Raw genomic sequence first — 26,655 nt, forward strand, 5'->3', positions numbered from 1 at the left:
GCCTACTCTAGTCGATGATGGTGCCCGAGACGGGCTCGTCACCGCCGCCGGAGGACTTGATCATGTCCCGGGCATTGCTCGACGTGATGGCGATGGTCTCCAAGGCGCGGTCTATGGTGTCCTGATCGGCGGCGTCGCCCTTGGCGCGTTCGTCCTCCACCACGCGTACTTGCACCTGGACGATCTTAAAAGAGTGGTCCAGTTTGAGGTCCCGGATTTCATCGGCTTCGTTCCGTTCCGAGACCACCCGTGTGCCCCCGTGGTCCGCGCTCGACGACGACGGCGCCCGGCCGGTTGCCGCGTTGAAGGCGTTCTGTGCCTCGGTGAGTTTTTCACCGGCGCGCCTGGCAGCCTTCTGGATGCTGAAGACCACGAAGGCGGCGAGCGCAAGCCAGCCGAAGGAGACAACGGCGACGATCCAGCCGACGACGTCGTTATGGTTGGCAGCGAAGATCACAGCCACCAGGAAAGCGATGAGCACCACCGTCATGCCCAGTCCACCGATGCGGAAGCCTTTGAAAGGGCTCCTGGCGGAAGCGGACGAGGGAACAGATGACGGGGAATCGCCGAGGGATCGCATGCACCCATTGTCGCAAACTCCGCGCGGCGAACCGCCCGCTTCCACCCCCGGCGAACAGCCTGTGCGGCTATTTCAGGAAGAGCTTGCGCAACCTTCCGGTGGTGAGCGTTATCCCCAGGGCGATCATCACGAGGTAGTAGGCGATATGGACTGCCGTGGCCGGGCTGAAGGAACCAATGCTGATCTGCCGCAGGAGTTCCACGCCGTGCCACAGCGGCATCGCGTGGATGAGCCACTGGATGTATTGCGGATAGACGCTGAGGGGGTAGAAGGTGGCGCTGAAAAGGAACATCGGCAGCATGAAGAAGTTGATCCAGTCCATCTGTTGGAAGGTCTTCATGAAGCTGGTGACGCCCATGCCGAAACTCGCAAAGCCGAAAGCGATCAGTACCGAGGCCGGGATGACGAGAATGGCCCATGGCGTGGTGATGAGTCCCATGACAGCCATGACGGCAGTGAACCCCGTGGCATACAGGAGTCCGCGCAGCAAGGCCAGGAAGATCTCCCCGATGGCTACGTCCAATGGTCCGAGGGACGTATAGAGCATTCCCTGGTACAGCTTGGCGAAGTTCATCTTGAAGAAGACATTCCAGGTGGAGTCATAGACGGCGCCGTTCATTGCGGACACGGCCAGGAGCGCGGGTGCGATATAGGCCGCATAACTGATTTCCTGGCCGCCCGGTCCCGCCACGGTACCCACTATGGGCCCGAGTCCAACGCCCATGGAAATGAGGTACAGGACCGGTTCGAAGAATCCGGACACAAGGATCAACCACGTGCTGCTTTTCGCTGCCATGAGGCCCCGGGACACAACAGCAAGCGCGTTGCGGGAGTACAACGGGCCGAAGGTACGTTCACGGGCAGCGTCAGTGGCGCTATGGCCCCCGGTCAGAACGCTCATGCCCCCATCCTCCTGACGAACTGGCGCCGCGTCAGCGTCCAACCCGCCGCGGCGGCGCCCACAAGGAACACGACGTGTGTCAGGGTCAACAAGGGATTCTCCTCGAGTCCATAGGTGAAGACGCGGCCCAGTTGCGTTCCGTGCCACACCGGGGAGATCCAACCGATCCAGCGCACCCCAAGAGGCAGCGAATCCAGCGGGAAGAAGGTGCCCGAAAACAGGAACAGCGGCACCACGATGAATCGCTGCACCAACGCGAACTGGCCGGAGTCTTTGGTGATGGTTGAGGCATAGGCCATGAGCGGCAGCCCGAAGGACAAACCGGCCACTGTGGCAACTATCGCCGACACCCAGCCCCACGGACTCGGCGAGGCGCCGAACATGGCCACGATGGCGAAGTACACCGCTGATTGCACGAGGAACTTCAAGGCACTTGCCATGATGTGGCCCGCGGCGATCTGCTGCGGTACCAGAGGTGAGGCGTGCGGGCCGTAGAACACGCGGCGCCATTTGAAACCGTCCATGATCGGGTAGGAAAAGTCCCCGGACGCCGTCATGACCGCGGATGAGACCAACAGTGCCGGCGCGATGAAGGTCAAGTAGTTCACGCCACCGAACACCGCCGCACTGTTCGCATCCACGAGGCTCGCCAGCCCGATTCCCATGGCGAACAGATAGGCCACCGGCTGGCCCACGCTGTACAGGAACACGGACCAGCCGTAGCCGCGCATCACCCGCAGGACCTGTTCGGCGTAGAAGAAGGATCCCCAGCGCTTCGCCCGGCTGGCTGAAACGGCCGGCGAGTGGGCGCTAATCAACGAGGCTCCGTCCGGTCAGCCGGAGGAAGACGTCCTCCAGCGAAGAACGCCGCACCAGCGAGGTGAGGGGACGCAGCCGCCGTGCGGAGACTTGCTCCAGGGCCGATTCGCCGTCGTTCGCGTAGATGAGCACCCGGTCCGGAAGCGTCTCGACGCGTTCGCCGATGCCCGCGAGTTCGATGCCGATGGTGGCGTTGCGTTCGGAACCGAAGCGGAGTTCAAGCACCTCGCGCGTGGAATATTCGCGGATCAGGCTCGCCGGCGAGCCTTCGGCCATGATCCTGCCTTTGTCCACGACGATCAGCCGGTCGCAAAGCTGTTCGGCCTCGTCCATGTAGTGCGTGGTGAGGATCAGGGTGACGCCTTGTTCCTTGAGCCGGAACAGCCTGTCCCAAAGGATGTGGCGGGCCTGCGGGTCCAGGCCGGTAGTGGGTTCGTCCAGGAGCAGGATCTTGGGCTCGTTGATGAGCGAGCGGGCTATCGTGAGACGCCGTTTCATGCCGCCCGAGAGGGCATCGACCCTGGACTTGGCTTTGTCCGTCAGCTGGGCGAACTCGAGCAACTCATCGGCCTTGGGACGCAAGTAGCTCAAGGGCAGGCCGAAGTAGCGGCCGTAGACAATCAGGTTTTCGCGGACCTTCAGTTCCTCGTCCAGGTTGTCCTGCTGCGGCACCACTCCGAGGTGCGCACGGACTTCCGGACCATGGGTTTCCGGGTCCAGGCCCATGATGCTGAGCTTCCCGGACGTGCGCTGCGAGACTCCGCCGATCATTTTCATGGTGGTCGATTTGCCGGCGCCGTTGGGGCCAAGCAGTCCGAAGGACTCCCCTGCCGGGACCTCGAAGGAAATACCGTCGACGGCCGTGAGCTCGCCGTAGCTCTTGGTGAGGTTTTCGGCTGTGATGACTGCGGGTGGGTTCATCTGGAAGCTGGCTGACGTGGAGAAAGAGCGGGTGGCTTCATTGTGCACCCCAGCAGACTAGTAGAGCCAAGGAATACGTGAAAGAGGTATTCCGCAATTTTCTGGAGTAACCTGCAGGACCCCGCGCGACGTTCTGCTGGATCACTCCAAACCTCAGGCCCTGGAACCTCTTGCTTCCAAGGCCTGATGGTTTATCCAGACGAGTGATCCAGCAGAATCCGCAGGCTCCTCACTTGGTCGGATGTGCCCGCAGCACGTCCAGGCGCTGGCGGTACTCGGTCTCGTCGATTTCGCCCCGTGCGTAGCGCTCCCTCAGCACGCTTTCGGCGCCTTGGGTTGCTGCCCAGTAGTGGTTCCGGCGCCACATCCGGCGGCCGAAGAAGATGAAGAATCCGATGACGAGGATCCAGAACAGCGGGATCAGGAGGAAAAACGGCCAGAAGACGAATCCGTCCCCCGGTCCATGGACGACGTCGGCGGGAAGCTGCGCGGCCGCGGCGCCGATGGTGGTGCTCAGTGATGTCAACATGTCCAGTCCAAACTCTCAACAGGCCGTATCTCGGCTCTGGTTCCAGTCTGGTTTTTGGCCCATCGAAACGCGTCGGCCACCGGGAGTCACTTGCGCCCTGTCGCCTACTCCCCCGGGAGACTGCTGGCCGGGGCTAGCTGCTCCAGCCCGGCCGGACCAATCCGGATTCGTACGCCAGCACCACCAATTGGGCACGGTCCCGGACCAGCAGTTTGGTCATGATCCGTGAAACGTGCGTCTTCGCCGTCAGCGGGGTGATGAACAGCCGCTCGGCGATCTCCGCGTTGTTCAGGCCCTCGCCTACCAGCGCCAGGACTTCCCGTTCGCGATCGGTGATTTGGTCCAGCGGCACAGTCTTCGACGCCGCCCTGGTGTGCAGGGCGAGCTGGGCCATGATGCGGCGGGTCACGGACGGCGAAAGGAGCGCGTCGCCGTCGTGAACTACCCGCACGGCGCGGATCAGTTCCTCCGGTTCGGTGTCCTTGACGAGGAAGCCCGCGGCACCCGCGCGCACCGCCTCGGCGATGTATTCGTCCAGCTCAAATGTCGTGAGGATGATGATCCGGGTATGTGCGAGGCGGGGGTTGGCCAGGATTTGCCGGGTTGCGGCCAGCCCGTCGCCGTCGGGCATGCGGATGTCCATGAGCACGACGTCGGGCGCCTCGCGCTCGGCCAACCTGACGGCATCCCGGCCGGTGCCCGCTTCAGCTACCACTTCCATGTCCGGTTCAGCGTCCAGAAGGGCACGGAATCCCGCGCGGATAAGGTTCTGGTCGTCGGCAAGCAGCAAGCGGATCATCGCTGGTGTCCTTCTTGCCCGGCGCTCAGCGGGACGTTCGCTTCCACGCGCAGCCCCGGCTCCAGCGGCATCAGGCCAAGCGTACCGCCGAGGGCCTCGACGCGCTCCTGCATGCCCCTCAGCCCGTTCCCGGCGGGCGCTCCCCGGAGGCCTCCGCCGTCGTCGTCGATCCTCACCCGCAGCGAGTTCCCCGCCAATTCCAGAAGTACGACGGCGGACGCCGCGCCTGAGTGCCTGCGGACGTTGCTCAGCGCTTCCTGGACGATCCGGTAGGCGGCTTCCTGCTGAGCTGCGCCCACTCGTTCCGGGTCAACTCGTTCCGGGTCAACGAGGTTTTCGAACCGCATCTGCAAGCCGCCGCGCCTCGCGTCGTCCACGAGTTCCGGGATCCGCCCCAGACTTGGCGGCGCCGCGGGACTCAGCGGGGCGTCGTCGCGCAGTACCCCGAGGAGCTGACGGACTTCGGCCAGGGACTCCTTGCTTGCGGCCTTGATGGCTTCCAGTGCCGGGCGGAGCTTCTCGGGATCGTCCGTTCCCAGATGGAGTGCCACGGAAGCCTGGACGTTGATCATCGAGAGGGAGTGGGCCACCACATCGTGGATATCGCGGGCGAGCGTGAGACGGTACTCGTCCCGTTCGGCCTGTTTCGCGGCCTCCCGCCGTCGCCGGTATTCGGCCATCCGCTCGCCCCGCCGTCGGAAGGCTTCACCGATCAGGACAAGGATGGCCGCCCAGGCAACACCGGCAGAGGCCCGGACAAGCCCCGTCTCATCCCCGGCGAGGACAGCAAGCAGAACGACGGCGCCCGCGCAAATGCCGGCCCCGAGCCAGGCCTGCCAGCGCAACCCCGCGGCAGCGGTCAGGATGATCGAGAGAGCCAGGGACAGCACAATCGGACCCCAGGCGTAACCGAGGAGCAGGTAGATGGACGTGGCTGCAACGGTGATCGGCAGCATGACGGCGGGCCTGCGGGTCCGGAACGCCAGGGCCGCGGGGCCGGCCAACAGCAGCATGAAGGCGAGCGGGTCCAACGGGCGCAGGACGGCCTGATGGCTCGCCGAAAAGACGGTCCCCAAGACCTGGATCAGGGCCACCGCGATCACGATGAAACTCGTGGGAGGACCCTGGAAACGCCGCTGCATGCTCCGAGCCTAGCCGCGGAGCGCGCCGGCGTCGTCGGGTTAGCGGTGTAGGGCGCCTACTCCCGCGGGAGTAGGCGCCCTACAAGGCGATGGGGAGCAAAATCAGGCGACGCCGGAGACGCTTCCCGCTGCCACTTGGCGTTCCGCAGCTTCGACCACGTTGGTCATGAGCAGCGCCACCGTCATCGGACCCACGCCGCCGGGGTTCGGCGAAATCCAGCCGGCCACATCGGCAACGGCGGGATCGATATCGCCGTGGACCTTGCTCTTGCCCGTCTCGGGGTCGGTTTCACGGGTGACACCGACGTCGAGCACGGCCGCGCCCGGCTTCACGTCCGCAGGCTTGACGATGTGCTTGGCACCCGCTGCACCTACAATCACGTCCGCCAGCCGCAGCAGCTCCGAGAGGTTCTTGGTGCCGGTGTGCGTCAGCGTGACGGTGGCGTTCACGGCCCGCCGGGTGAGCAGCAGGCCGATCGAGCGGCCGATCGTGACGCCGCGCCCGACCACCACGACGTGCTTGCCGGCGAGGCTGTAGCCGTTGCGCTCCAGGAGCTCGATCACGCCGCGGGGTGTGCACGGCAGCGGCGAGGTGATCTCTCCGTTGACGTTGAGCACCAGCCGGCCCAGGTTGGTCGGGTGGAGGCCGTCGGCATCCTTGGCGGGGTCGATCCGCTCGAGGATGGCGTCGGTGTCCAGGTGCTTGGGCAGCGGCAGCTGCACGATGTAACCGTGGCAGGCGGGGTCCGCATTGAGTTCGTCGATGAGGGCCTCAACCTGGGCCTGGGTGGCATCCGCCGGAAGCTCACGCTGGATCGAGTTCATCCCGATCTCCACAGACTGCTTGTGCTTCATGGACACGTAGAGCTGCGAGGCAGGATCCGCCCCTACGAGCACAGTGGCAATGCCCGGAGTTACGCCGCGGGCCTTCAGGGCAGCGACACGCTCAGTCAGCTCCGATTTGATGGCGGCGGCGGCCGCCTTTCCGTCAAGGATCTTCGCGGTCTGCGCCATGGACGGGGTCACCACTGCTCGTGCTGCGGGTACAGCGGGAAGTCAGCGGCGAGCTTGTCGACGCGGGCCTGCAAGGCTTCAACATCGGTAGCGGAGCCGGACTTCAGCGCCGAAGCGATGATTTCGGCAACCTCGGTGAATTCGGTGGCACCGAAGCCGCGGGTGGCCAGGGCCGGGGTACCGATGCGCAGGCCGGAGGTGACCATCGGCGGGCGGGGGTCGAACGGAACGGCGTTGCGGTTGACGGTGATGCCCACCGAGTGCAGGAGGTCCTCGGCCTGCTGGCCGTCAAGCTGCGAGTTGCGCAGGTCCACGAGGACCAGGTGGACGTCGGTGCCGCCCGTCAGCACGGAAACGCCGGCTTCGGCGACGTCGGCCTGGTTGAGGCGATCGGCGATGATCTTGGCGCCTTCGAGGACGCGCTCCTGGCGCTCCTTGAATTCCTCGCCGGCAGCGATCTTGAAAGCAACGGCCTTGGCGGCGATTACGTGCATGAGCGGGCCGCCCTGCTGGCCCGGGAACACGTTGGAGTTGAGCTTCTTCGCCCATTCCTGCTTGGCGAGGATCACGCCGGAACGGGGGCCGGCCAGCGTCTTGTGCACCGTGGAGGTGACGACGTCGGAGTGCGGCACCGGGCTCGGGTGCAGGCCTGCTGCGACGAGTCCGGCGAAGTGGGCCATATCCGTCCAGAGGAGCGCACCGACCTCGTCGGCGATGGAACGGAAGGCTGCAAAGTCGAGGTGGCGCGGGTAGGCGGACCAGCCGGCGATGATGACCTGCGGCTTCTCGGCAATGGCCTGTTCGCGGAGCTTGTCCATGTCCACGCGGAAGTTGTCTTCTTCAACCTGGTAGGCAGCTACGTTGTAGAGCTTGCCGGAGAAGTTGAGCTTCATGCCGTGGGTCAGGTGGCCACCGTGGGCCAGGGAAAGGCCGAGGATCTTGTCACCAGGGGTAATCATGGCGGACAGGGCTGCGGCGTTGGCCTGGGCACCCGAGTGCGGCTGTACGTTGGCGTACTCAGCGCCGAAAAGCGCCTTCACACGGTCGATGGCCAGTTGCTCGGCGATGTCCACGTATTCGCAGCCACCGTAGTAGCGGCGGCCCGGGTAGCCTTCGGCGTACTTGTTGGTCAGGACCGAGCCCTGGGCCTCCATGACGGCGCGGGGGGCAAAGTTCTCGGAAGCGATCATTTCCAGGGTGCCGCGCTGGCGGCCAAGTTCCTGTTCCAGTACCGCGGCGATCTCGGGGTCGAGTTCGGAAAGCGGCTGGTTGCTGATGGTCGCGGAGGTGATGGTGGTGGTGGTCACGAAGATCTCCTGGATAGGCAACGGGTATTTCTACAGGTCAGGCTACCGGCTGGGTTTTTTCCATGCCTTTGATTACGGGGCATGGCACAGCGACAGTAAAACGTGACCCTCGGCCCAGGCGTACGATCCGTGGTCTTCATCCATGCCGCTCCCTGGTGGTACACCACCCAACGCCAGTCGCGACGACTTAAACACTACAACAGGTGCGCAACGGTAGGCTTGACCGTGTGACTGACTCCACCCTGCCTACGTCTTTTGTTGTAACCCTGTCCTGCCCGGACCGGCCCGGAATTGTGTATGCCGTTGCAGGCGCTTTGTTGAAGGCTGGCTGCAACATCGCCGATTCCCAGCAATACGGCAGCCCGAGCACGGGAAACTTCTTCATGCGGGTGGAAGCCACGACGTCCTCGACCCAGGCTGAATTGAGTTCGGCGCTGGCCCCGGTGGCCGAAGAATTCGGCATGAAGTGGCAGGTCAACCCCGTCGGCCAGAAGGTCCGTACCCTGATCCTGGGGTCAAAGGACGCACACTGCCTCAACGATCTCCTCTTCCAGCAACGCTCCGGAACCCTCCCCATCGAGGTGCCGGCCATCGTATCCAACCACCGGGACCTCGAAGGTCTGGCGGAGTTCTACGGGATCCCCTTCCACCACATCCCGGTCACTCCGGACACCAAGGCCCAGGCCGAGGCGAAACTGCTCGAGCTCATCCACGAGCATGGCATCGAGCTGACCGTCCTGGCGCGCTACATGCAGGTCCTCTCCAACGAGCTCTGCACCGAGCTCAACGGCAAGGCCATCAACATCCACCACTCCTTCCTGCCGTCCTTCAAGGGCGCCAAGCCCTACCACCAGGCGCATGCCCGGGGCGTGAAGATCATCGGGGCCACCGCCCACTACGTCACGGCGGACCTCGACGAGGGCCCGATCATCGAGCAGGAAGTCATCCGGGTGGACCACGCCCGCACAGCCGAGCAATTCGTGCAAATGGGCCGCGACGTCGAGGGCCGCACGCTGGCACAGGCGGTACAGTGGCACGCCGAGCACCGCGTCCTGCTCGACGGCACCCGCACGGTGGTGTTCAACTAGCGCTCCCAGCGCACCCAACTGTCCCCACCGCCACCCAACTGACTCGCATTTGGTGTCGTTTTGACGCCTCATAACGACACCTACTGCGAGTCAGTTGGGTGTTCTACGCTGGGTCCATGCAGGGCTTCCCGGACGCCGACCACGAAGCGGACCTCGCCGCGTTCTACGACCGGCAGGCCCCTCTCCCGCATACCCGTGCCATGACCCCGCGTCGGACGGAATGCCGCGATTGGTTCATTCGCCTGCTCAAGAACGAACACAGGCACTCGCTATTCGAACTCGGCTGCGGGACCGGCGTCGAGGGTTTGGAATTCGTCCGAGCGGGACTGCATTACACTGGCGTCGACCTTTCCGAGGAGAGCATCCATGTCGCCCGCGCCAAGGGCCTGGACGCCAGTGTGGCCAGCGGCCGGTCCTTGCCGTTCGCCGACGCCACCTTTCCCGCGGTGTGGACCATGAGCACCCTTCTGCACGTCCCCAACAGCGGGATCCACGACGTCGTCCGTGAACTCGTGCGGGTCAGCGCGGCCGGTGCGCCGATCGCCGTCGGGCTCTGGTCCGGTGACGATGAAGAAGTCCTCAACCCAGAGGACCAAGACGAGCCGCGGCGGTTCTTCAGCCGCCGCAGCGATGCCGCGGTCCGGAGGATCTTCGGTGCGCACGGCACGGTGGAGCACTTTCAAACCTGGCCCGAGGGAACGGGCGTCGAGTCCGGACCCGGCGCGGGCAATTGGACCCAGCACTACCAGTTCCTGGTCCTCCGGACGCCTTCCGGCCCACCCAACTGACTCGCATTTGTTGTCGTTTTCAGGGCTCATAACGACAACAAATGCGACTTAGTTGGGATGGGTGGACCGGACGCCGTCATCTAGGCTTGCCCCATGGCTCCCATTTACACCTTTGCCGGGGATACGCCGGCCATCCATGACACCGCCTTCGTGGCACCCACGGCTTCCATCATCGGCAAGGCCACCCTCGGAGAGGACTCCAGCGCTTTCTACGGTGTCTCCGTCCGGGCCGACACCGCTGCCATCAGCGTCGGCGCCGGCTCGAACCTGCAGGACAATGTGGTCCTGCATGCCGACCCCGGCTTCCCCTGCACCGTCGGCGAGCGCGTCAGCGTCGGGCACAGCGCCGTCGTCCACGGATGCACTGTGGAGGACGACTGCCTCATCGGCATGAGCGCCACCATCCTGAACGGCGCCGTCATCGGTACCGGTTCGCTCGTGGCCGCCGGCGCGGTGGTGCTTGAGGGAACTGTCATCCCGCCCCGATCCCTTGTTGCCGGGGTGCCCGCCAAAGTGCGCCGCGAACTGAGCGAGGAAGAGCTCGACGGCGTGAAGCGCAACGCGGCGCACTACCGGGAGCTGGCGGCGGCGCACCGCGGGATGCACGCGCAGCGCTAGTCCAGGCTGATCGGGCCCAGCTCGTCCAACACGTCACCGGGACCGGGGTTGCCTGCCACGGAGGAACCACCGAGGTGGTTCACCACGCCCCACACGGCGTTCAGTCCTGTGGTGACGGCGCCTTCGGCCCAGCCTGCGGTGAACGAGACATCGTCGCCGGCCAGGAAGATGCCCCGCTGGGCCTCCGGCAGCTTGTCCTGCTTGAAGTGCGTGAACAAGCGCTGCTGGTAGCGGTAGTGCCCCGGCAGGTTGGCCTTGAAGGCACCCATGAAGTTGGGGTCGGCCTCCCAGGAAACGGTGATGGGCTGGCCCACGATGTGGCTCGCAATGTCCACGCCCGGGTAGATCTGCTCGAGTGAGTGCAGCATGAGCTTCACGCGTTCCTCGGCGCTGAGCGAAAGCCACTTCAGGGCGTCGTCGTTCCACGTGTAGGACAGCAGGATGACGGCAGGCTTGTCCGGGCCGTCGTCGAGCAGGTACGTTGCCCGGTTGAGCCGGTCGGTCAGCGTCATGGACAACACTTCGCGGCCCGTTTCGGGATCGATGTCCTTCCAGAACGGCCGGTCCACCATGACGAAGGTCTTGGACGACTGCATGTAGTGCGAGCGTTCGATCGCGGTCCACAGTTCCGAGGGGAACAACGACTCCTGGGTGTGGATGCGCGTGGACAGGAGCCAGGACTGGCATGTGGTCACGACGGCGGGATAGCCGGTTTCGCGGCCCCAACGTTCCCGCACCAGGAGGTCGCCGTTCCCACCGCGCTCGATCCGGTCCACGGCTCCGCGCGGGGAACCGGAATGCAACGACGCGAGCGAGGTGCCCTCGGGCCAGTGAGCCATGCCCGACGGCGCGTGGTGCCATAGTGCCTCGGGGAGCCGTTGCGCTCCCCCGGTGATGAGCCGGTGCTGGTCATCGGCGTCGGTGTAGACGACGCGGAGGATTTCGAGGATGGAGTTGGGGAAATCGGTGTCCCAGCCGCCTGTGCCGAAACCAACCTGCCCGAAGGCCTCGCGGTGCGCGAATCCGGCCTCCTTGAACGACTTGCTTGCGGCTATGAAGCCGTAGAAGGTCTGCTCGTCCAGGAGCGGGAGCAGTTCATTCCACAGCTCCTTGATGCGCTGGGTGTCGCGGGCCCGGATCGCCTCCTGCATCTCCTGGAACGCAGCGCCGTCATTCACTGCGGCCTTCCACGCTGCGGCAACCTCGTGGAAGAACTCCGGCAGCTCAGCAGAGGTGGCGGCGTAGTGCTTCTGCCCGGCCAACTCGATCACCGTGCTTGACGTTGCCGGGGCGAGGGGGTTGGGGAATTCCTGGGTGTCCAGGCCGAGGAGGTCCACGTAGTGGTAGAACGCCTTGCCTGACACGGGGAAACGCATGCCGCCGAGGTCTGCCACCACTCCTGGAGCGGAGGGGAAGCTCGCGGTGCGCAGCCGCCCGCCGATCTGGTCAGCCTCGTAGACCACGGGACGCAGCCCGAGCTTCATGAGTTCATAGGCCGTGACGAGTCCCGACAGCCCGGCGCCGATGACCGCGACCTCCGTGCCGTACAGTTCCGGCGGAACAACCGCAAGTCCGCCCGGGTGAGCCAGGTAGTGGTCGTAGCTGAACGGGAAGTCCGGGTTCAGCATGGTGATGGGAGCGTCGGCCGGCGTTGCTTGGGAAATTCCGGCGTCCCCGGGGCGGGGTGTCGGTTCCGCGGGCAATTCGGTGGCGATGGTCATGAAAGTTCTGCCTTCACAGTTTCCGGGTCAGCGACCCTGGCGGATAGTTCACGGTATTCCTGTTCGGTCAGGGCCGCTACCTTGGAGTTCCGGCGTCCGTAGCCGAAGTAGAGGGCGATCCCCACGAGCATCCAGCCGCCGAATACCGCCCAGGTGTCGGCACCCAGGTTGGCCATGAGGTAGGCACACATCAGCGTGCCGAGAATGGGGATGATCGGGTAGAGCGGCACGCGGAAGCTGCGCTTGAGGTCGGGGCGGTTGCGCCGCAGGTAGATGACGGCGATGTTGACCAGCGCGAACGCGAACAACGTGCCGATGCTGGTGGCGTCGGCCAGCGCGCCGAGCGGGACGAGTCCCGCGGTAAGTGCGACGGCGGTGCCCACGATGAGGGTCCCGGCCACCGGGGTGCCGGTTCGCGGGGAGATTCGGCCGAAGACCTCCGGGACCAGTCCGTCGCGGGACATGGACAGCAGGATGCGGGTCTGGCCATAGAGGACCGTCAGGACGATACTGGCGATGGCGAGCACGGCTCCGATGGAGAACACGAGCGCGATCCAGGGCTGGTGGGTGGTTTCCTCAAGGATCTGGACGAGGGCTGCTTCGGTGCCGCCGAACCATTCCCAGGGGCGGGCGCCGATGGCGGCCACGGCAACCAGGACGTAGATGCTGGTCACGATCACCATCGAGAGCAGGATCGCGCGGGGCAGGTCGCGCTTGGGGTTGCGGGCCTCTTCGCCGGCTGTGGAAGCGGCATCGAAGCCGATGTAGGAGAAGAACACCCTGGATGCGGCGGCCGAAACACCTGCGGCGCCCATGGGCATGAGCGGTTCGAAGTTGCCGGCGTTGAACGCGGTGAACGCAACGGCGCAGAAGAAGAGCAGGATGACGATCTTGATGGTCACGATCGCGGTGTTGATCCAGGCGCTTTCCTTGGCACCACGCACCAGCAAGACCATCGCGAGCACCACAATCAGCATGGCCGGCACGTTGACCACGCCGCCGCTGCCCGGTGGCTGGGACATCGCGTCCGGCAGGAACTGGCCGAACGCGGCGAGGGTTTCGTTCACGTATTGCCCTGCGCCGACTGCCACGGCAGCAACGGAGACCGCGTATTCGAGGACGAGGCACCAGCCGCAGATCCAGGCCATGCCCTCGCCCATAGTGGCGTAGGAGTAGGAGTAGCTGGAGCCGGCAACGGGCACGAGGCCTGCCATTTCGGCGTAGGAAACGGCCGAGAAAAGGGCGGCAAGGCCAGCGACGACGAAGGAAATCCAGACCGCGGGTCCGGCCAGCGGCACGGATTCCCCCAGGATCACCAGGATGCCCGTGCCGAGGGTGGCGCCGACACTGATCATGGTCAGTTGGAGGACGCCGAAGCTGCGGACGAGCGGCGTACCGGTTTCGCTGCTTCCGGCTTCGCTGACCATCTGCCCGATCGGCTTGCGGCGCAGCAGCTGCGAGCCGAGCCCCGGGCGGCGGGTGGCGTTGCCGGGATCTGCATTCGTGGCGTGCGTTGGCTTGGTCTGGGTGGAGGTAGGCACAGTCACCGTTGACGTCCCTTCAGAGTAGTTGGCGGATTCCCCTGACCACCGTAAGCCTGTGAGCCAGCTCTCACGGCGGTGCAAAATGACCTATAGTGGTCAACCATGAGACGTATTGCACAATCAGAACCAATGCCGGAAGCGGCACTTTCCGGGCAGGTCAGCGTTGACCTATCTGCGATTTCAGACAACATCAAAGCCCTCAAGAAGCGCACCGACGCGCCGCATTTCATGGCCGTAGTCAAAGGGAACGGCTACGGTCACGGCCTCGTGGATGTTGCCCGCACCGCGGTGACGGCAGGAGCCGATTGGCTGGGAACCGCCCAGTTGAGCGAAGCTATCACCTTGCGCCAGGCGGGCATCGCCGTGCCGGTCCTTTCGTGGCTGTATCTGGCATCCCAGACCAGCGCGACCATCCGTGAGGCACTCGAGTACGACGTCGACGTTTCGCTTGGGAGCGTCGGTCAACTTGAGGTCCTGGCCGGGATCGCGAGGCAATTGGGCCGTCCCGCCGTCGTGCACCTGGAGCTGGACAGCGGCCTCAGCCGCGGCGGAGCGCGCAAGGAAGACTGGTCCGAACTCGTGGCCCAGGCTCGCAAGGCCGAGCAGGACGGCACAGTCCTGGTCCGCGGCATCTGGACCCACTTGGCCTGGGCCGATGTTCCCGCCCACCCAGGAAACGCTGCAGCCGTGGCGGAGTTCGAAGACGCGGTTCGCGAAGCGCGCGCTGCCGGCCTGGACCCGCAGCTGCGGCACGTGTCGAGCTCTGCAAACATCCTGGACCGGCCCGAATTCCATTTCGATATGGTCCGCGCCGGACTGGCCATCTACGGATTGGCCCCGGCGGACCACCTGGATCCTGCCGACTTCGGACTGCGCCCAGCCTTGAGCGTCACCGCACCGCTCGTCATGGTCAAGAAGGTTCCGGCAGGGACTGGCGTCAGCTACGAACACCAGGCCATCACGCACGAACCGCGCTATCTCGGACTCATCCCCCTGGGTTACGCCGACGGCATCCCCAAGGGCATCAGCGGCCGGAGCCTGGTCCAGATCGCCGGACGGAAAGTCCCTGTGATCGGCAAGGTGTGCATGGACCAGTTCATGGTGGACCTCGGTCCGGATGCGTCCGGGATCGAGGTCGGTGACACGGCGGTCCTGTTCGGCGATCCGGCCGGAGGGGCTGCGAGCGCCGACGATTGGGGCGCCGCCATCGGAAGCCATGGTGACGAGATCATCAACCGGATAGCACCGCGGCTCCCCCGCGTGTACGAGTCCAGTGCCTACGAGTGCCCCGATTACCAGGAGGCCCCGAGCGATGTCGCCTGAGCCGACCCCCGGCCGCCTGAGCTTCGTCACGCTTGAGCAGTTCCTGAAGCAGCTGCCGCCCGAGTTGGAGATACTCCACGACGGCGGCAGCGGCGGGGAGCTGCTGCGCTGGGTCGAACCCAGCGAACTGGACGATCCCACCCCCTACCTGCCGGACGGGGAGTTCCTGCTGACCGCGGGGCTCCCTTTCCTTGGCGACGGCGGCTCGCAAGAGAACGTCGACGCCTATGTGAAACGGCTGGTAGGGGCCAAGGTGGCGGCGCTGGGGTTCGGGATCAGGCCGTATTTCGACGCCGTGCCGGCCGAGCTGCTCGAGGTGTGCCGGCGGCACAGGCTCACCTTGATCGAGATCCCGGAGTCCATCCCGTTCGCCGCAATCGGGCTCGAGTTCTCCCAACTCCTGGAATCGGACAACGCGAAGGTCTTCCGCCAGCTCGCAGACACCAACAGGCAACTCATGCGGGCAGTCCTCTCCCCTCGGCCGGAACACGAGCTGCTCGCTGCATTGGTCCAGAAGGTGCCCGTATGGGCACTCCTCGTCGGAGCGGACGGGCGGGTACGTGCGCGCGCCCACGCTGCCGGCGGCAGCACCGGCGTCGAGCATTCACTGCTGGAGCCCATGCTGGAACGCCTCCTCTCCGGCAGCGGGCCGCGGGTTGAGGTGGACGGTTTTGAGCAGCCGGGATCGGCGATGGTTTTCGGCCACCCGTTGCGGAGCACCAAGGACGCCAATCTGGGCGCCTTGATCCTGGGCTCGGACGCCGCGCTGACTCCCGCCCAGAACAGCGTGGTGCAGTCAGTGGTGGGGTTGCTGGAGCTGCTCGTCCGCCAACGGACCAGCGGCTCGCTCGCGCCGAGCCAATTGGCGACGGCGTTGTTGCTGCACCCTGAAAGCGTTGCCACCGGCGGGACCCGGCACGTCAACGGACTCAAGGATCTCCTCGCCCAGAGCTTGTCCTCTACTCGATCCGCTCCCCTGCGCGTGGTCCAGGGCATCAAGGTGGACTCGCCTGAGTGGCCCGCGGGCGACAGCCCGGTGCGTGAGCTATTGCAGTGGCGGCGCCTTTTCGACACCAAGCTGGTGGAGATCACCGATTACGGATTCGCTGCGATCACTCGTTTGAAGGTGGACGACGCGCTTCTGGCCGACGTCGAAAAGCTCGGTTGGCGGCTCGTCATCGGAGACCCGACGGAGCTGACCGGGCTTGCCGCAGCGCATCAGCGCGTGGCGTCGCTCCGTTCGCGGGTCCAGTCCAGCGGACGGAGTGCCCGCGTCGACGAGGTGACGTGGTCCGTCACCGGGCTCCTGGGGCGCGAGGCCGGGTCCATGCTGGCCGCGAGGCTTCTTGAACCGGTACTCGCCTTGGAAGCCGATCGGCGAGATCCGCTCTTGGCAGTGCTCCGGGGTTGGCTAAGCGAAAACGGCAGCTGGGACGCCTCCGCCAAACTGCTGGGGCTGCACCGCAACAGCGTGCGCCGCCAGATCGGCCTGCTCGCCGAACTCCTCGACACGGATCTGAACCAGGCCCCGGTACGGGCGGAGCTTTGGATCGCGCTTCAGTACACGGACGGTCTGGTAGGCGGAGGGGACGGCTAGTCTCGGCGTTTCCTGGCTGCGGCACCGTCTACAAGTGTGCTTGCGAAACACGTAGACAGGGCCGCAGGCACACGGAGAAACGTCGATTTTGCACGTATTTTGCCCCGTTCCACCACTTAATTTCGCCGATTGACCACTGAGACGCGGTTTTCGCGGCCTACCATTCGGGTGCCGGCTACACGGGATCCGCCAGTAGCTCAAATCGAGTGGAGGAACGAAATGCTCACTACGACCGTCTGGTTTCTAGTGGTTCTCGCCGTCCTGATGGTGCTTGCTTTTGCATTGCTCGCAGCGATGGCCGTCTGGTGCTTAACGCAGGGCCGAGGCCGCTTTACCGGCAACTGGAGTTGGAGCCAATGGGGTGTCTCTGTGTTCGTTGAATGCAGGTAGCCCGCTGCAGGCCAGCCGTCGTGGTGGCACTGACAACGTGCCACCACGACCAGAGCATCGGAATCACGCCTCATGACTCTCAGTGTTGCCAACGTCAACTACGCCTACAACTCCAGAAGCCAAGTGCTTCATGATGTCTCGTTCACGATTGCCGAGGACCAGGTCATGGGCCTCATTGGTCCCAACGGGTCTGGAAAGTCCACCCTGATAAAGGTCATCCTGGATCTGCTCCAACTTCAAAGCGGCCGCGTCCACATCGGGTCTGACAGTAGTCAGAGCCGCAGCGCCAAGATGTCTTCGATCTACTTGTCGAGCAATGATTACCTCCCTGAGTTCCTCACCGGGGAAGAATACGTGCGTTTCATGCACGGGCTCTATGGAGAACCCATGGATCACGAGGCACTGAGGACGCAATTCGCCAGGTACTCGATGCGCGACAGGCAACGCGACTTGATCGAAGACTACTCACACGGCATGAGGAAGAAGTTGCAACTCATCGCCGCGTTCATGCTCCGGCGAACGTTTACCGTAATCGATGAGACCCTCAATGGCGTCGACATCGATGCGATCAACATCTTCGAGCGCGATATCCGGAATCTTGCCAAAGAAGGCCGCTCAGTTCTGCTGTGCAGCCATGACTTCACCATGTTGGAGCACGTCGCTGACGAGCTGGCACTTCTCGTCCAAGGGGCCCTGGTGGTTCAGGCTCCGGTCCGGAAAATCATCCAAGATCACGGCACGATAGCTGACCTTGCCAACGAGTTCATTCAGGCAATGGAGCCATCTTAAGTGCGCATCAAAAGCGTAGTTCTGTTGTTTCGATTGTTCTGGCTCTTCATCGTGAGACGCGTCTTGGGACGAGGTCTGTTGGCAAGCCCGGCTGCCCGGCTTTCAGCCATATTCCTGCTCTTTGCCGCGTTCGCCGGATTCAACGTGTTGAGCTATCTGGTCATCCGCCAGTATCTCGGAGGAACCGGCCTGCTTGAGCCTGTTCTTCACGTCGCCAACGCATCCGTCGGATTCTGGGTACTTATCGCGTACACACTGATCCGGGTGCTGTTCATGAAGGCAGATGAGCTTCTGAAGGTCTCCTTTAATCTGCCAGTGACCAACAAGGAAAGGACGATGGCATTTGCTCTCTTTGAGTCGTCCCTCGTTCTCCTTATGACCGTGTTCGTTTTCGGTGCATTTTCCATTTCAACTGTGCTGATCGAGGGAACTGATTACATTCCGAGGGTTCTGGCGTCCGTCTGGTTTCCCGCTATTTCAACGTACCTACTTCTGAGCCTCGGCTACTACCTCCTTGAACGTGGTCTACAGGCCCTCAGGATTGCCCGACTCCGCGGTCTGGTAGTCCCGCTGGTGCTGGCTCTCGGGCTGGCCGTGGCCTTTCCTCAAACCAACGAGCAGAGCAGCCAGATCGCCGAAAGCTACGTATTCGGGCGCGACTACAATGCACCAATGTTGCTCTACGCGAAGCTGCAGGAAGACGTCGGGCTCTGGTTTTCCATTTTAGTGCTGCTTGCGACATCAGCAGCCCTAATTCCGGCAATAGTGGCGATCGCGCCCAGGAACTACGTTCCGATGCGTCGTTTCTTCGTCTTTCTGCCTTCATGCTTGGCAGGGCGTACGTTCGGTGTTTACATTCTGGTCTTGTTTCGAAGTTTCGAAACAATGGTGGCTGTCTCTTTTATCATCATCTATTCGGTCTTCGCCTGGCTAGAGCATCTGGTGTTGCCACCCTACGCCCTTGCTCTCATAACGTTTCAGGGAGTCTATGCATTTTCGAACTCGGAACCTCTCCGACGCATGGTCACCTATCCGGGCCGCACTGTTGCGAACTACTTGCGCCTCGTGGGCTCGCAAGGCGTCCTCCTGATGGTTGTGGGCATTCCAGTCGTCACGATTTCCGTGGCCCAGAGAGTTTCGTTTGAAGCCTGCCTGCCAGTGCTCGGATTCTGCTTGAGCAACATTCTCATATCAACCCTTGTTGGCATCGCTTTCCCTCCCGAGAAGGGAAACCCATTCACGGTTATCATCGGTGTCTTGCTAACGATGATAGTCGTCATGATTGTGGCGCTTGGTTTGAACGTCTTTAACTTTGGTCCAATTATCAGTGCGGCAATTTTTGCCGCCCTTAACTTACTCGTCGTCTTTTACAGCATCCTGGGTATGCGAAGAATGGAGAGGATTGCGCGCCATGAAGTGGCTGCTTAGATTCATTGCCGGGCTGACAGTCTCTTTTGTTGTCACCATGATCGTCGTTGTCACGAGTTTCATCACCACGATGTTCTCAGCGTCAGAAATAGGAGTCAGGAAGTTTGGGCTGTTCGGCGCGCTCTTCTTCGAGCCTCATGAACAGGCCGACGGAGCGACCGCATTGGAAATCGGGGTATCGAACGGCGCGCCCATCGCTTTGGTCTTTGCGGCATGCCTGGTTTTCTATGTTGCCGTTGCTGCAGTCCTGGAACGACTCAAGCTCCACAAGAAGCGACTCCTACGAGCAGACCAGCGTTGACCGTTCGCACGATCACCCTCCCGGATGCGACAGTCGGCCTGATAGCCAAGCAACTCATGTGGTCATGCAGATGGCCACTTGCCGCGGTGGTTCTCAGCTTCACTGCGTGTACCTTCCTGGCCGCCATCACGGCTGATCCGATCCTTTTCCAGGCCGGCCTGTGGCTCCTTGTGCATGCACTTTTCCTTCTGGGCGGTTTTCTGGTGCACGAGTGGTCCCATGTTGCAGGCATGAGGCTGTTTCATGGGGTTTCGGACATCGTGGTATCTGCCGGAGTCCTACGTTTTTCCCTCATTCCCGTCGGGCGTCTCTGCGGGTGGCAGATCGCAGTCGTGGCGACGCTAGGTCCGAGTGCATCCTGCTTGGTCGGGGCGCTGATTGCCCGGCTCGCCCCCGGCTCATTCCTGCAGTGCTGGTTCCTGTTGCATGCAGTCTTCCTTCTGCCATTCTTTGGCGACGGACGCAGCCTCATTCTCGGAATCCGCGTGTGGGCTCGGCCGGTTAGCTTACGAGCGCCCGGGACCAACTGCTGAGCTACCGTTCCACCCCATGGATTCCAACCCTCAACCTCGTGGAGCCTAGTCTTCCCACTCGCGGTACAGCTCCGGACGCCGCTCCTTCAGGTACGGCACCTGTTCACGGGCCGCCTTGACGCTTTCAGTAGAGATCTCGGCGAACAGCAACGCCGCACCATCCCCGGCGGCAGCGAGCAATGAACCGTCCGGACCGGCCACCACGCTTCCGCCAAGGAAGTCACAGCCGTCCTCGTGGCCGCTGTGGTTTGCGTAGGCCACGTTGAGTTGGCTCTCCAGGGCCCGGGCCCGGATCAGAACCTGCGGCACGGCGTCGAAGCCCGCGGACAGGGCAGTGGGAACCAGCAGGAGTTCAGCGCCCCGCGTGGCCGCGGCGCGGACACTTTCGGGAAACTCGACGTCGTAGCAAATCAGCAGCGACGTCTTGACCCCGTTGAAGTCCACGACGCCGGGAGCTGCCTGGGCGGCGGCGAATGCCTTTCGCTCCTCATCGCCGAAAAGGTGCACCTTGTCGTAGTCCAGAAGCGCGGCTCCGTGCGAATCCAGAAGGGTGGCGGAGATATGCCAGCCGCCATCGGCGGCCGGTGCGGGAAGGCTGTAAACGAGTCCGATTCCGTGCGTGCGGGCGATGTCCGCAAGGCGGGCCCGGATACCTGGAAGAACTGCAGGGTCCAGCTCCGAGTGCAGCCTCAGCGGCGCATAACCTACAGGGAAGAGCTCCGGAGTCAACAGCAAGCCGGACCCGGCCGCGGCAGCGCGCCGCGCCGCAGCATCGATCGTCTTCAGATTGGCGTCGATGTCCAGGACAACAGCGTTGGCCTGCAGAACGGACAGCAGCATCATTACCACCTCAATAGCACCTTGCATCCCCCGTCGGGCGTTCATGGGACCCAAGCCCGGGGTTACTCGTGGTTCCAGCCTAGCCAGCCACAGGCCGGTCCCACAGGACAAAAGGACCTGCGGACAGCCCGCCGGGGATGGATCGTACAAATCAGCGGTAAGTTCATGATGCCGACGCAAGTTCCTCCTATTGCGTTAACTTCTTGACTGCAACTGTGATTTGAGGCACGCTTCATGTCATGCCCGCAACATCCAGCCCGATGAAGAGCCACCGCAAGAACCCCGGTTCTCAATCAGCGCTGCGCCACCTGAACCAGCAGCGGCTCATCGAATGTCTGCTGAGCGGCCCAGCCACCCAGGCTGAACTCGCCAGGCAGACCGGTCTTTCCACGGCGACGGTGTCAAACATCGTCAAGATCATGCAGGACGCGGGACTCGTCTCCACCGAACCGATCACAAGCTCCGGACGCCGGGCACTGAACGTCAGGCTCAACAGCAACGGCGCGGTCGCCGTCGGTATCGATTTTGGCCGGCGCCACCTGCGGGTAGTCCTGGCCTCCCTGGGCTATCACATCATCGTCGAGGAAACCGTCACGCTGCCCCTTGGCCACCACGCCGAACAGGGCATCAGCGCCGCCGTCGCCCTCCTCGACAAACTCCTGCTCGAAAGCGGGGTTGACCGAAGCGCGGTAGTTGGCGCGGGCGCCGGCATAGCGGGCCCCATCGACCGCCGTTCCGGCACCGTGGCCCAGGGTGCCATCCTGCCCGAATGGGTGGGCATCCAGATTCTCGAACGACTGGAGGAAGCCCTCGATCTGCCCATATACGTTGACAACGACGCCAATCTGGGCGCCCTCTCCGAGGTCACATGGGGGCCGCACAGCGGGATCAGCAACCTCATGTTCCTCAAGATCGGTTCGGGTATAGGGGCTGGCCTCATCATCAATGGAGCGCCGTACTACGGGGCTGTGGGAATCACGGGCGAAATCGGCCACGCGACCATCCACGAGTACGGCGCCATCTGCCGGTGCGGCAATCGTGGATGCTTGGAAACCATGGCCTCAACCACCACGATGATCGAGTTGCTCGGCAAAGGTTCGGGCCAGCACCTCGAGCCGGAGGACATCGTCCGCAATGCCCTCGCAAAGGATCCGGCGACCTTGCGGGTAGTGGACGACGCCGGACTCGCCGTCGGACGCGCTTTGGGCAACGTGGCCAATCTCATCAACCCGGAAGTCATCGTCGTGGGCGGGCCCCTCGCCGGCCTTGGCGACGTCCTCCTCGACCCCATCAGGCGCGGTCTTGTCCGCCATGCAGTGCCCGTAATCGGCGAGACCACCCACCTTGCAATGTCTTCGCTGGGCGCCCGCGCGGAGGCTCTTGGAGCGGCCGCGCTGGTGTTCCAGCACGCCGGAATCAAACAAAGCTAAGCAATTCGTTACAACGCTGTTACCCACGTCTTGCGTTCAAGTCTTGACGACAAGGCGTGTGATCCAGTTTACTTTCTCATCAGATAGGCTCGTCAATCCGCGGGCCGACAACGACGTCAACATTGGAGGCGCGAAGGAATGTCGACCCCCACATCGCAACAGGATCCGGTTCTCCTGGAGATGCGGTCCATCACGAAGGAATTTCCCGGGGTGAAGGCTCTCTCGAACGTAAGCCTGCGGGTCAAAGTGGGCGAGATCCACGCGATTTGCGGCGAAAACGGTGCAGGAAAGTCCACCCTGATGAAGGTGCTTTCGGGCGTCTACCCCTACGGTAGCTACGACGGCGACATCGTTTACCAGTCCCAGGTCCAGCAATTCAAGGACATCCGCGCCAGCGAGCAGGCCGGCATCGTGATCATCCACCAGGAACTCGCCCTGATCCCTGAACTCTCCATCACGGAAAACATCTTCCTCGGCAACGAACCCGTGCGTCGCGGCATCATCGATTGGGCCGAAGCCCGCAAGAGGACCATCGAGCTCCTTGCCAGGGTGGGCCTGCGGGAGGACCCGGACACCCCCATCAAGGAAATCGGCGTCGGTAAGCAGCAGCTCGTGGAAATCGCCAAGGCGTTGAACAAGTCCGTCAAGCTGCTGATCCTCGACGAGCCGACTGCGGCGCTCAACGAATCCGATTCCCAGCACCTGCTCGACCTCATCCTCGGCCTCAAGGGCCGCGGCATCACGTCCATCATGATTTCCCACAAGCTCAACGAAATCGAACAAATCGCGGATGAGATCACCATCATCCGCGACGGCAAGTCGATCGAGACCCTCAACGTGAAGGAAGACGGCGTCGACGAGGACCGGATCATCAAAGGCATGGTGGGCCGCACGCTGGAATCCCGGTTCCCGGACCATACGCCCAAGATCGGCGAGGTCTTTTTCGAGGTCAAGAACTGGAACGTCGGGCACCCGCAAATTCCGGACCGCCTGGTCTGCAAGAACTCGAACTTCCATGTCCGGCGCGGCGAGATCGTCGGGTTCGCGGGCCTGATGGGCGCGGGCCGCACGGAGCTCGCCCGATCGGTCTTCGGCCACTCCTACGGCCGCTTCATCTCGGGGCAGGTGTACAAGGATGGAAAGCCGATTGTCATGCGCAATGTCCGGCAAGCGATCGACGCCGGCCTCGGCTACGTGACGGAAGACCGCAAGACCCTGGGACTGAACCTCCTGGACGACATCAAGACCACCACGGTGGCCGCAAACCTCAAGAAGGTCAGCCGGGGAATCGTCGTGGACACCAACAAGGAATTCATGGTGGCCGAGCAATACCGGAAATCGCTTCGCACCAAGACCCCGTCGGTGGAGGAAGGCGTATCGAAGCTCTCCGGCGGCAACCAGCAGAAAGTCGTGCTCGCCAAGTGGATGTTCACGGACCCGGATCTCCTCATCCTCGATGAACCGACGCGCGGTATCGACGTAGGCGCCAAGTACGAGATCTACGGCATCATCCAGCAACTGGCCAACCAAGGGAAGGGCGTCATCGTCATTTCCTCGGAACTCCCCGAATTGCTGGGCCTCTCAGACCGTATCTACACCATTTTCGAAGGCGCCATCACCGGCGTCCTCAACAAGGACGAAGCCAGCCAGGAGAGCCTCATGAAGCTCATGACATCCAGCCGCAAAGCTGCCTGACCCCGGTCACCTCCAGAAATAAACGGACTCAAGGACCTAAAACAATGAACGCGCTCAAGAAGCTATTCGGTGGCAACACCCGCCAGTTCGGCATGATCTTCGCACTGGTTGCACTCGTCATCTTCTTCCAGATCTTCACCCAGGGCCGCACCCTGACCCCCGGCAACGTCATCAACCTCTTCAACGGCAACTCCTACATCCTGATCCTGGCCATCGGCATGGTCCTGGTCATCATCGCCGGACACATCGACCTCTCGGTGGGTTCGGTTGCGGCGTTCGTGGGCATCTCGGTGGCACTGGCCATCAGGGACTGGCACCTTCCGTGGTACGCGGCCGTGCTGTTCGGCCTCCTGCTCGGCGCAGTCATCGGCGCGTGGCAGGGGTTCTGGACTGCGTACGTCGGCATTCCGGCGTTCATCGTCACACTGGCCGGCATGCTCCTGTTCCGTGGTTTCAACCAGTTCGTCGGCAAGTCCAACACCGTGCCGGTCCCCGAAGACTTCCAGTACCTCGGTTCCGGCTACCTGCCCGAGGTCGGACCGAAGACCGGGTATAACAACCTGACGCTCCTCCTGGGCCTCCTCGGCGTCGCGTATGTCATCTTCAGCGAACTGCGCAACCGCCGCACCGCCCAGGCCTTGGGTGCGGATGTCCCCGAGACCTGGGTGATGATCACTAAGCTCGTGCTGGTCAACGCCGCCATCCTGTACGCCACGTACTTGTTCGCCACCGGCCGGCCGGGCACCTCGTTCCCCATCCCCGGGCTCATCCTGGCCGTGTTGGTCCTGATCTACGGCTTTGTTTCGGCCAAGACGGTCATCGGCCGCCACATCTACGCAGTAGGCGGAAACCGCCACGCGGCGGAACTTTCGGGTGTCCAGTCCAAGAAGGTCAATTTCATGGTCATGATGAACATGTCCATCCTCGCCGGGCTCGCCGGCATGATCTTCGTCGGCCGCTCCACCGCCTCGGGCCCGTTCGACGGCGTGGGCTGGGAACTGGACGCGATTGCCGCAGTCTTCATTGGTGGCGCCGCAGTCACCGGCGGCGTAGGCACCGTTATCGGCTCGATCGTTGGTGGCCTGGTCATGGCTGTCCTCAACAACGGCCTCCAGCTCCTCGGCGTCGGCGCCGACCTGACCCAAATCATCAAGGGCCTCGTGCTGCTGGCAGCAGTTGCCTTCGACGTCTACAACAAGACGCAGGGCAAGAAATCGATCATCGGAATGATGATGAAGAACTTCGGCCGGAAGAGCGAAGAGATCGCTCCGGACGAGACAACCTCAACCAGGGAAGTCATCTCGAAGGAAGCCTGACCGGCTTCACAGCTTGTTCCATCCACAACAAAGAAAGCGAACCAAGATATGCGAATGTTGGGTAAAGCAGGAAAGGCAGCAGCGGTAGCTGCGATCGCGGCACTGGCGCTGACGGCCTGCGGCCGTTCGGACACCGGCAGCTCTGGCGGCTCCTCAAGCGGAGCAGCCGAAACGTTCCCGAAAGGCTCCTCGATCGGCGTCGCGCTCCCCCAGAAAACGAGCGAGAACTGGGTGTTGGCAGAGAAGCTGTTCAACGACGGCCTGACGAGCGCGGGATTCAAGCCGGATGTGCAGTTCGCCAACGGCGGCGTGTCGGAGCAGCAGAATCAGATCAGCGCCATGGTCACCAAGGGTGACAAGGTCATCATTGTCGGTGCCATCGACGGTGCCCAGCTCGGTACACAGCTGAAGCAGGCCAAGGACGCCGGTGCGACAGTCATCGCCTACGACCGCCTCCTGCTGAACACGTCCAACGTGGACTACTACGTGGCATACGACAACTTCAAGGTCGGTGTGCTGCAAGGCCAGGCACTCTTGGACGGGCTCAAGGCCAAGAAGCCGAGCGGTCCATACAACATCGAGCTCTTCGCCGGTTCGCCCGATGACGCCAACGCGAAGGTCTTCTTCGACGGCGCCATGAGCATCCTGCAGCCGAAGATCGATGACGGAACCCTCAAGGTGGTCTCCGGCCAGAAGTCGTTCGAACAGGCCGTCACCCAGGGCTGGAAGGCAGAGAACGCCCAGAAGCGCATGGATACCCTGCTCGCGGGAACCTACACCAGCGCCTCGATCGATGGAGTGCTGTCCCCGAACGACACCTTGGCCCGTGCCATCCTGACCTCGGTGAAGGCTGCGGGCAAGCCGCTTCCGGTCGTCACCGGCCAGGACTCCGAAGTTGAATCGGTCAAGTCCATCATGGCCGGCGAGCAGTACTCCACCATCAACAAGGACACCCGCAAGCTCGTTGAGCACGCCATCACGATGGTCCAGGACTTGCAGGCCGGCAAGCAGCTTGAGATCAACGACACCAAGTCCTACAACAACGGCGTCAAGACCGTCCCGGCTTACCTTCTGCCGCCGGTCATTGTCACCAAGGACAACGTGAAGACGGCCTACGTGGACGATCCGGTCCTCGGCCCGATCACCAAGTAGTAGTTCCCAGTCCAGCACCAACGACGGCGGCCATCCCCACTCGAGGGGGTGGCCGCCGTCGCTGTGTCCGGTTGCATCCGCCGTCGCGCA

24 protein-coding genes are annotated in these 26,655 nt (G+C 63.2%); 12 read left to right on the plus strand and 12 right to left on the minus strand.

Going from position 1 to position 26,655, the window contains the following annotated elements:
* Nucleotides 1–7: 7 nt before the first annotated feature.
* The 9 genes from AB0323_RS03850 to glyA form a co-directional block, all read right to left on the minus strand.
* A complete protein-coding gene (locus AB0323_RS03850) occupies nt 8–580 on the minus strand; it encodes a hypothetical protein (protein ID WP_364538339.1) in 573 nt (190 codons plus the stop codon).
* Nucleotides 581–647: 67 nt separating this feature from the next.
* Nucleotides 648–1,481 carry an ABC transporter permease gene (locus tag AB0323_RS03855; RefSeq protein ID WP_366176181.1) on the minus strand — a complete coding sequence of 278 codons (834 nt, stop codon included), beginning with the start codon at nt 1,479–1,481 and terminating at the stop codon, nt 648–650.
* Nucleotides 1,478–2,299, minus strand: coding sequence for an ABC transporter permease (locus tag AB0323_RS03860; RefSeq protein ID WP_366176182.1), 822 nt, complete (start codon nt 2,297–2,299; stop codon nt 1,478–1,480). The genes AB0323_RS03855 and AB0323_RS03860 overlap by 4 nt, the downstream gene beginning before the upstream one ends.
* On the minus strand, nt 2,292–3,221 hold the full coding sequence (locus AB0323_RS03865; RefSeq protein WP_364538345.1) for an ATP-binding cassette domain-containing protein: 930 nt from the start codon (nt 3,219–3,221) through the stop codon (nt 2,292–2,294). Before AB0323_RS03865 ends, AB0323_RS03860 begins: the two co-directional genes overlap by 8 nt.
* Nucleotides 3,222–3,450: 229 nt before the next feature.
* On the minus strand, nt 3,451–3,750 hold the full coding sequence (locus AB0323_RS03870) for an SHOCT domain-containing protein (protein WP_366176183.1): 300 nt from the start codon (nt 3,748–3,750) through the stop codon (nt 3,451–3,453).
* A 133-nt stretch (nt 3,751–3,883) separates the two neighbouring features.
* Nucleotides 3,884–4,549 (minus strand): response regulator transcription factor, encoded by a 666-nt coding sequence (locus tag AB0323_RS03875; protein WP_366176184.1) that lies wholly within the window; start codon nt 4,547–4,549, stop codon nt 3,884–3,886.
* Complete coding sequence (locus tag AB0323_RS03880) at nt 4,546–5,691, minus strand: sensor histidine kinase (RefSeq protein WP_366176185.1); 1,146 nt, start codon at nt 5,689–5,691, stop codon at nt 4,546–4,548. The genes AB0323_RS03875 and AB0323_RS03880 overlap by 4 nt, the downstream gene beginning before the upstream one ends.
* A gap of 102 nt (nt 5,692–5,793) precedes the next feature.
* Nucleotides 5,794–6,705 carry a bifunctional methylenetetrahydrofolate dehydrogenase/methenyltetrahydrofolate cyclohydrolase gene (locus AB0323_RS03885; RefSeq protein WP_366176186.1) on the minus strand — a complete coding sequence of 304 codons (912 nt, stop codon included), beginning with the start codon at nt 6,703–6,705 and terminating at the stop codon, nt 5,794–5,796.
* Between the two features lie 8 nt (nt 6,706–6,713).
* A complete protein-coding gene (gene glyA / locus AB0323_RS03890) occupies nt 6,714–8,012 on the minus strand; it encodes a serine hydroxymethyltransferase (RefSeq protein ID WP_236818388.1) in 1,299 nt (432 codons plus the stop codon).
* 227 nt (nt 8,013–8,239) lie between these two features.
* Here glyA and purU point away from each other — a divergent pair, with 227 nt between their 5' ends.
* From purU to AB0323_RS03905, 3 genes are all read left to right on the plus strand, one after another.
* Entirely contained in the window at nt 8,240–9,100 is an 861-nt protein-coding gene (gene purU / locus AB0323_RS03895; protein ID WP_366176187.1) for a formyltetrahydrofolate deformylase, read from the plus strand.
* 116 nt (nt 9,101–9,216) lie between these two features.
* Nucleotides 9,217–9,888 carry a class I SAM-dependent methyltransferase gene (locus AB0323_RS03900; RefSeq protein WP_366176188.1) on the plus strand — a complete coding sequence of 224 codons (672 nt, stop codon included), beginning with the start codon at nt 9,217–9,219 and terminating at the stop codon, nt 9,886–9,888.
* 93 nt (nt 9,889–9,981) lie between these two features.
* Nucleotides 9,982–10,506 (plus strand): gamma carbonic anhydrase family protein, encoded by a 525-nt coding sequence (locus tag AB0323_RS03905; protein ID WP_366176189.1) that lies wholly within the window; start codon nt 9,982–9,984, stop codon nt 10,504–10,506.
* Here the strand turns inward: AB0323_RS03905 and AB0323_RS03910 are convergent.
* Nucleotides 10,503–12,227 (minus strand): NAD(P)/FAD-dependent oxidoreductase, encoded by a 1,725-nt coding sequence (locus AB0323_RS03910; protein WP_366176190.1) that lies wholly within the window; start codon nt 12,225–12,227, stop codon nt 10,503–10,505. The genes AB0323_RS03905 and AB0323_RS03910 overlap by 4 nt on opposite strands.
* Complete coding sequence (locus AB0323_RS03915; protein WP_366176255.1) at nt 12,224–13,654, minus strand: amino acid permease; 1,431 nt, start codon at nt 13,652–13,654, stop codon at nt 12,224–12,226. Before AB0323_RS03915 ends, AB0323_RS03910 begins: the two co-directional genes overlap by 4 nt.
* 219 nt (nt 13,655–13,873) lie before the next feature.
* Between AB0323_RS03915 and alr the strand changes: the two genes are divergently transcribed.
* From alr to AB0323_RS03940, 5 genes are all read left to right on the plus strand, one after another.
* Nucleotides 13,874–15,094 (plus strand): alanine racemase, encoded by a 1,221-nt coding sequence (gene alr / locus AB0323_RS03920; protein ID WP_366176191.1) that lies wholly within the window; start codon nt 13,874–13,876, stop codon nt 15,092–15,094.
* Entirely contained in the window at nt 15,084–16,691 is a 1,608-nt protein-coding gene (locus tag AB0323_RS03925; protein ID WP_366176192.1) for a PucR family transcriptional regulator, read from the plus strand. The genes alr and AB0323_RS03925 overlap by 11 nt, the downstream gene beginning before the upstream one ends.
* 462 nt (nt 16,692–17,153) lie before the next feature.
* Nucleotides 17,154–17,870 (plus strand): ABC transporter ATP-binding protein, encoded by a 717-nt coding sequence (locus tag AB0323_RS03930; RefSeq protein WP_366176193.1) that lies wholly within the window; start codon nt 17,154–17,156, stop codon nt 17,868–17,870.
* Nucleotides 17,871–19,298: a hypothetical protein gene (locus AB0323_RS03935; RefSeq protein ID WP_366176194.1), complete on the plus strand. Its 1,428-nt coding sequence runs from the start codon at nt 17,871–17,873 to the stop codon at nt 19,296–19,298.
* Entirely contained in the window at nt 19,282–19,599 is a 318-nt protein-coding gene (locus tag AB0323_RS03940) for a hypothetical protein (protein WP_366176195.1), read from the plus strand. The genes AB0323_RS03935 and AB0323_RS03940 overlap by 17 nt, the downstream gene beginning before the upstream one ends.
* 578 nt (nt 19,600–20,177) lie before the next feature.
* Here the strand turns inward: AB0323_RS03940 and AB0323_RS03945 are convergent.
* Nucleotides 20,178–20,975, minus strand: coding sequence for a nitrilase-related carbon-nitrogen hydrolase (locus tag AB0323_RS03945; protein WP_366176196.1), 798 nt, complete (start codon nt 20,973–20,975; stop codon nt 20,178–20,180).
* Nucleotides 20,976–21,211: 236 nt separating this feature from the next.
* On the opposite strand from AB0323_RS03945, the gene AB0323_RS03950 reads away from it, so the two are divergent.
* The 4 genes from AB0323_RS03950 to AB0323_RS03965 all read left to right on the plus strand — a co-directional run bounded on the left by AB0323_RS03950 (nt 21,212) and on the right by AB0323_RS03965 (nt 26,565).
* A complete protein-coding gene (locus tag AB0323_RS03950) occupies nt 21,212–22,402 on the plus strand; it encodes an ROK family transcriptional regulator (RefSeq protein ID WP_364538379.1) in 1,191 nt (396 codons plus the stop codon).
* A gap of 138 nt (nt 22,403–22,540) precedes the next feature.
* The gene (gene mmsA / locus AB0323_RS03955) at nt 22,541–24,097 is read left to right on the plus strand and encodes a multiple monosaccharide ABC transporter ATP-binding protein (protein WP_366176197.1); all 1,557 of its coding nucleotides are present in this window, start codon (nt 22,541–22,543) and stop codon (nt 24,095–24,097) included.
* A gap of 44 nt (nt 24,098–24,141) precedes the next feature.
* Complete coding sequence (gene mmsB / locus AB0323_RS03960) at nt 24,142–25,413, plus strand: multiple monosaccharide ABC transporter permease (RefSeq protein WP_366176198.1); 1,272 nt, start codon at nt 24,142–24,144, stop codon at nt 25,411–25,413.
* A 48-nt stretch (nt 25,414–25,461) separates the two neighbouring features.
* Nucleotides 25,462–26,565 carry a sugar-binding protein gene (locus AB0323_RS03965; protein ID WP_364538385.1) on the plus strand — a complete coding sequence of 368 codons (1,104 nt, stop codon included), beginning with the start codon at nt 25,462–25,464 and terminating at the stop codon, nt 26,563–26,565.
* Nucleotides 26,566–26,655: the final 90 nt, after the last annotated feature.

This window comes from Arthrobacter sp. NPDC080031 (assembly GCF_040702485.1).
Taxonomy (GTDB): Bacteria; Actinomycetota; Actinomycetes; order Actinomycetales; family Micrococcaceae; genus Arthrobacter.

What these genes read in the sequence shown, in the direction of transcription:
- AB0323_RS03850 (WP_364538339.1), bottom strand. Translation starts at nt 580, where the DNA reads ATGCGATCCCTCGGCGATTCCCCGTCATCTGTTCCCTCGTCCGCTTCC.
- AB0323_RS03855 (WP_366176181.1), bottom strand. Translation starts at nt 1,481, where the DNA reads ATGAGCGTTCTGACCGGGGGCCATAGCGCCACTGACGCTGCCCGTGAA.
- AB0323_RS03865 (WP_364538345.1), bottom strand. Translation starts at nt 3,221, where the DNA reads ATGAACCCACCCGCAGTCATCACAGCCGAAAACCTCACCAAGAGCTAC.
- AB0323_RS03870 (WP_366176183.1), bottom strand. Translation starts at nt 3,750, where the DNA reads ATGTTGACATCACTGAGCACCACCATCGGCGCCGCGGCCGCGCAGCTT.
- AB0323_RS03875 (WP_366176184.1), bottom strand. Translation starts at nt 4,549, where the DNA reads ATGATCCGCTTGCTGCTTGCCGACGACCAGAACCTTATCCGCGCGGGA.
- AB0323_RS03880 (WP_366176185.1), bottom strand. Translation starts at nt 5,691, where the DNA reads ATGCAGCGGCGTTTCCAGGGTCCTCCCACGAGTTTCATCGTGATCGCG.
- AB0323_RS03885 (WP_366176186.1), bottom strand. Translation starts at nt 6,705, where the DNA reads ATGGCGCAGACCGCGAAGATCCTTGACGGAAAGGCGGCCGCCGCCGCC.
- AB0323_RS03900 (WP_366176188.1), top strand. Translation starts at nt 9,217, where the DNA reads ATGCAGGGCTTCCCGGACGCCGACCACGAAGCGGACCTCGCCGCGTTC.
- AB0323_RS03905 (WP_366176189.1), top strand. Translation starts at nt 9,982, where the DNA reads ATGGCTCCCATTTACACCTTTGCCGGGGATACGCCGGCCATCCATGAC.
- AB0323_RS03910 (WP_366176190.1), bottom strand. Translation starts at nt 12,227, where the DNA reads ATGACCATCGCCACCGAATTGCCCGCGGAACCGACACCCCGCCCCGGG.
- AB0323_RS03915 (WP_366176255.1), bottom strand. Translation starts at nt 13,654, where the DNA reads ATGGTCAGCGAAGCCGGAAGCAGCGAAACCGGTACGCCGCTCGTCCGC.
- alr (WP_366176191.1), top strand. Translation starts at nt 13,874, where the DNA reads ATGAGACGTATTGCACAATCAGAACCAATGCCGGAAGCGGCACTTTCC.
- AB0323_RS03925 (WP_366176192.1), top strand. Translation starts at nt 15,084, where the DNA reads ATGTCGCCTGAGCCGACCCCCGGCCGCCTGAGCTTCGTCACGCTTGAG.
- AB0323_RS03930 (WP_366176193.1), top strand. Translation starts at nt 17,154, where the DNA reads ATGACTCTCAGTGTTGCCAACGTCAACTACGCCTACAACTCCAGAAGC.
- AB0323_RS03940 (WP_366176195.1), top strand. Translation starts at nt 19,282, where the DNA reads ATGAAGTGGCTGCTTAGATTCATTGCCGGGCTGACAGTCTCTTTTGTT.
- AB0323_RS03945 (WP_366176196.1), bottom strand. Translation starts at nt 20,975, where the DNA reads ATGATGCTGCTGTCCGTTCTGCAGGCCAACGCTGTTGTCCTGGACATC.
- AB0323_RS03950 (WP_364538379.1), top strand. Translation starts at nt 21,212, where the DNA reads ATGCCCGCAACATCCAGCCCGATGAAGAGCCACCGCAAGAACCCCGGT.
- mmsA (WP_366176197.1), top strand. Translation starts at nt 22,541, where the DNA reads ATGTCGACCCCCACATCGCAACAGGATCCGGTTCTCCTGGAGATGCGG.
- mmsB (WP_366176198.1), top strand. Translation starts at nt 24,142, where the DNA reads ATGAACGCGCTCAAGAAGCTATTCGGTGGCAACACCCGCCAGTTCGGC.
- AB0323_RS03965 (WP_364538385.1), top strand. Translation starts at nt 25,462, where the DNA reads ATGCGAATGTTGGGTAAAGCAGGAAAGGCAGCAGCGGTAGCTGCGATC.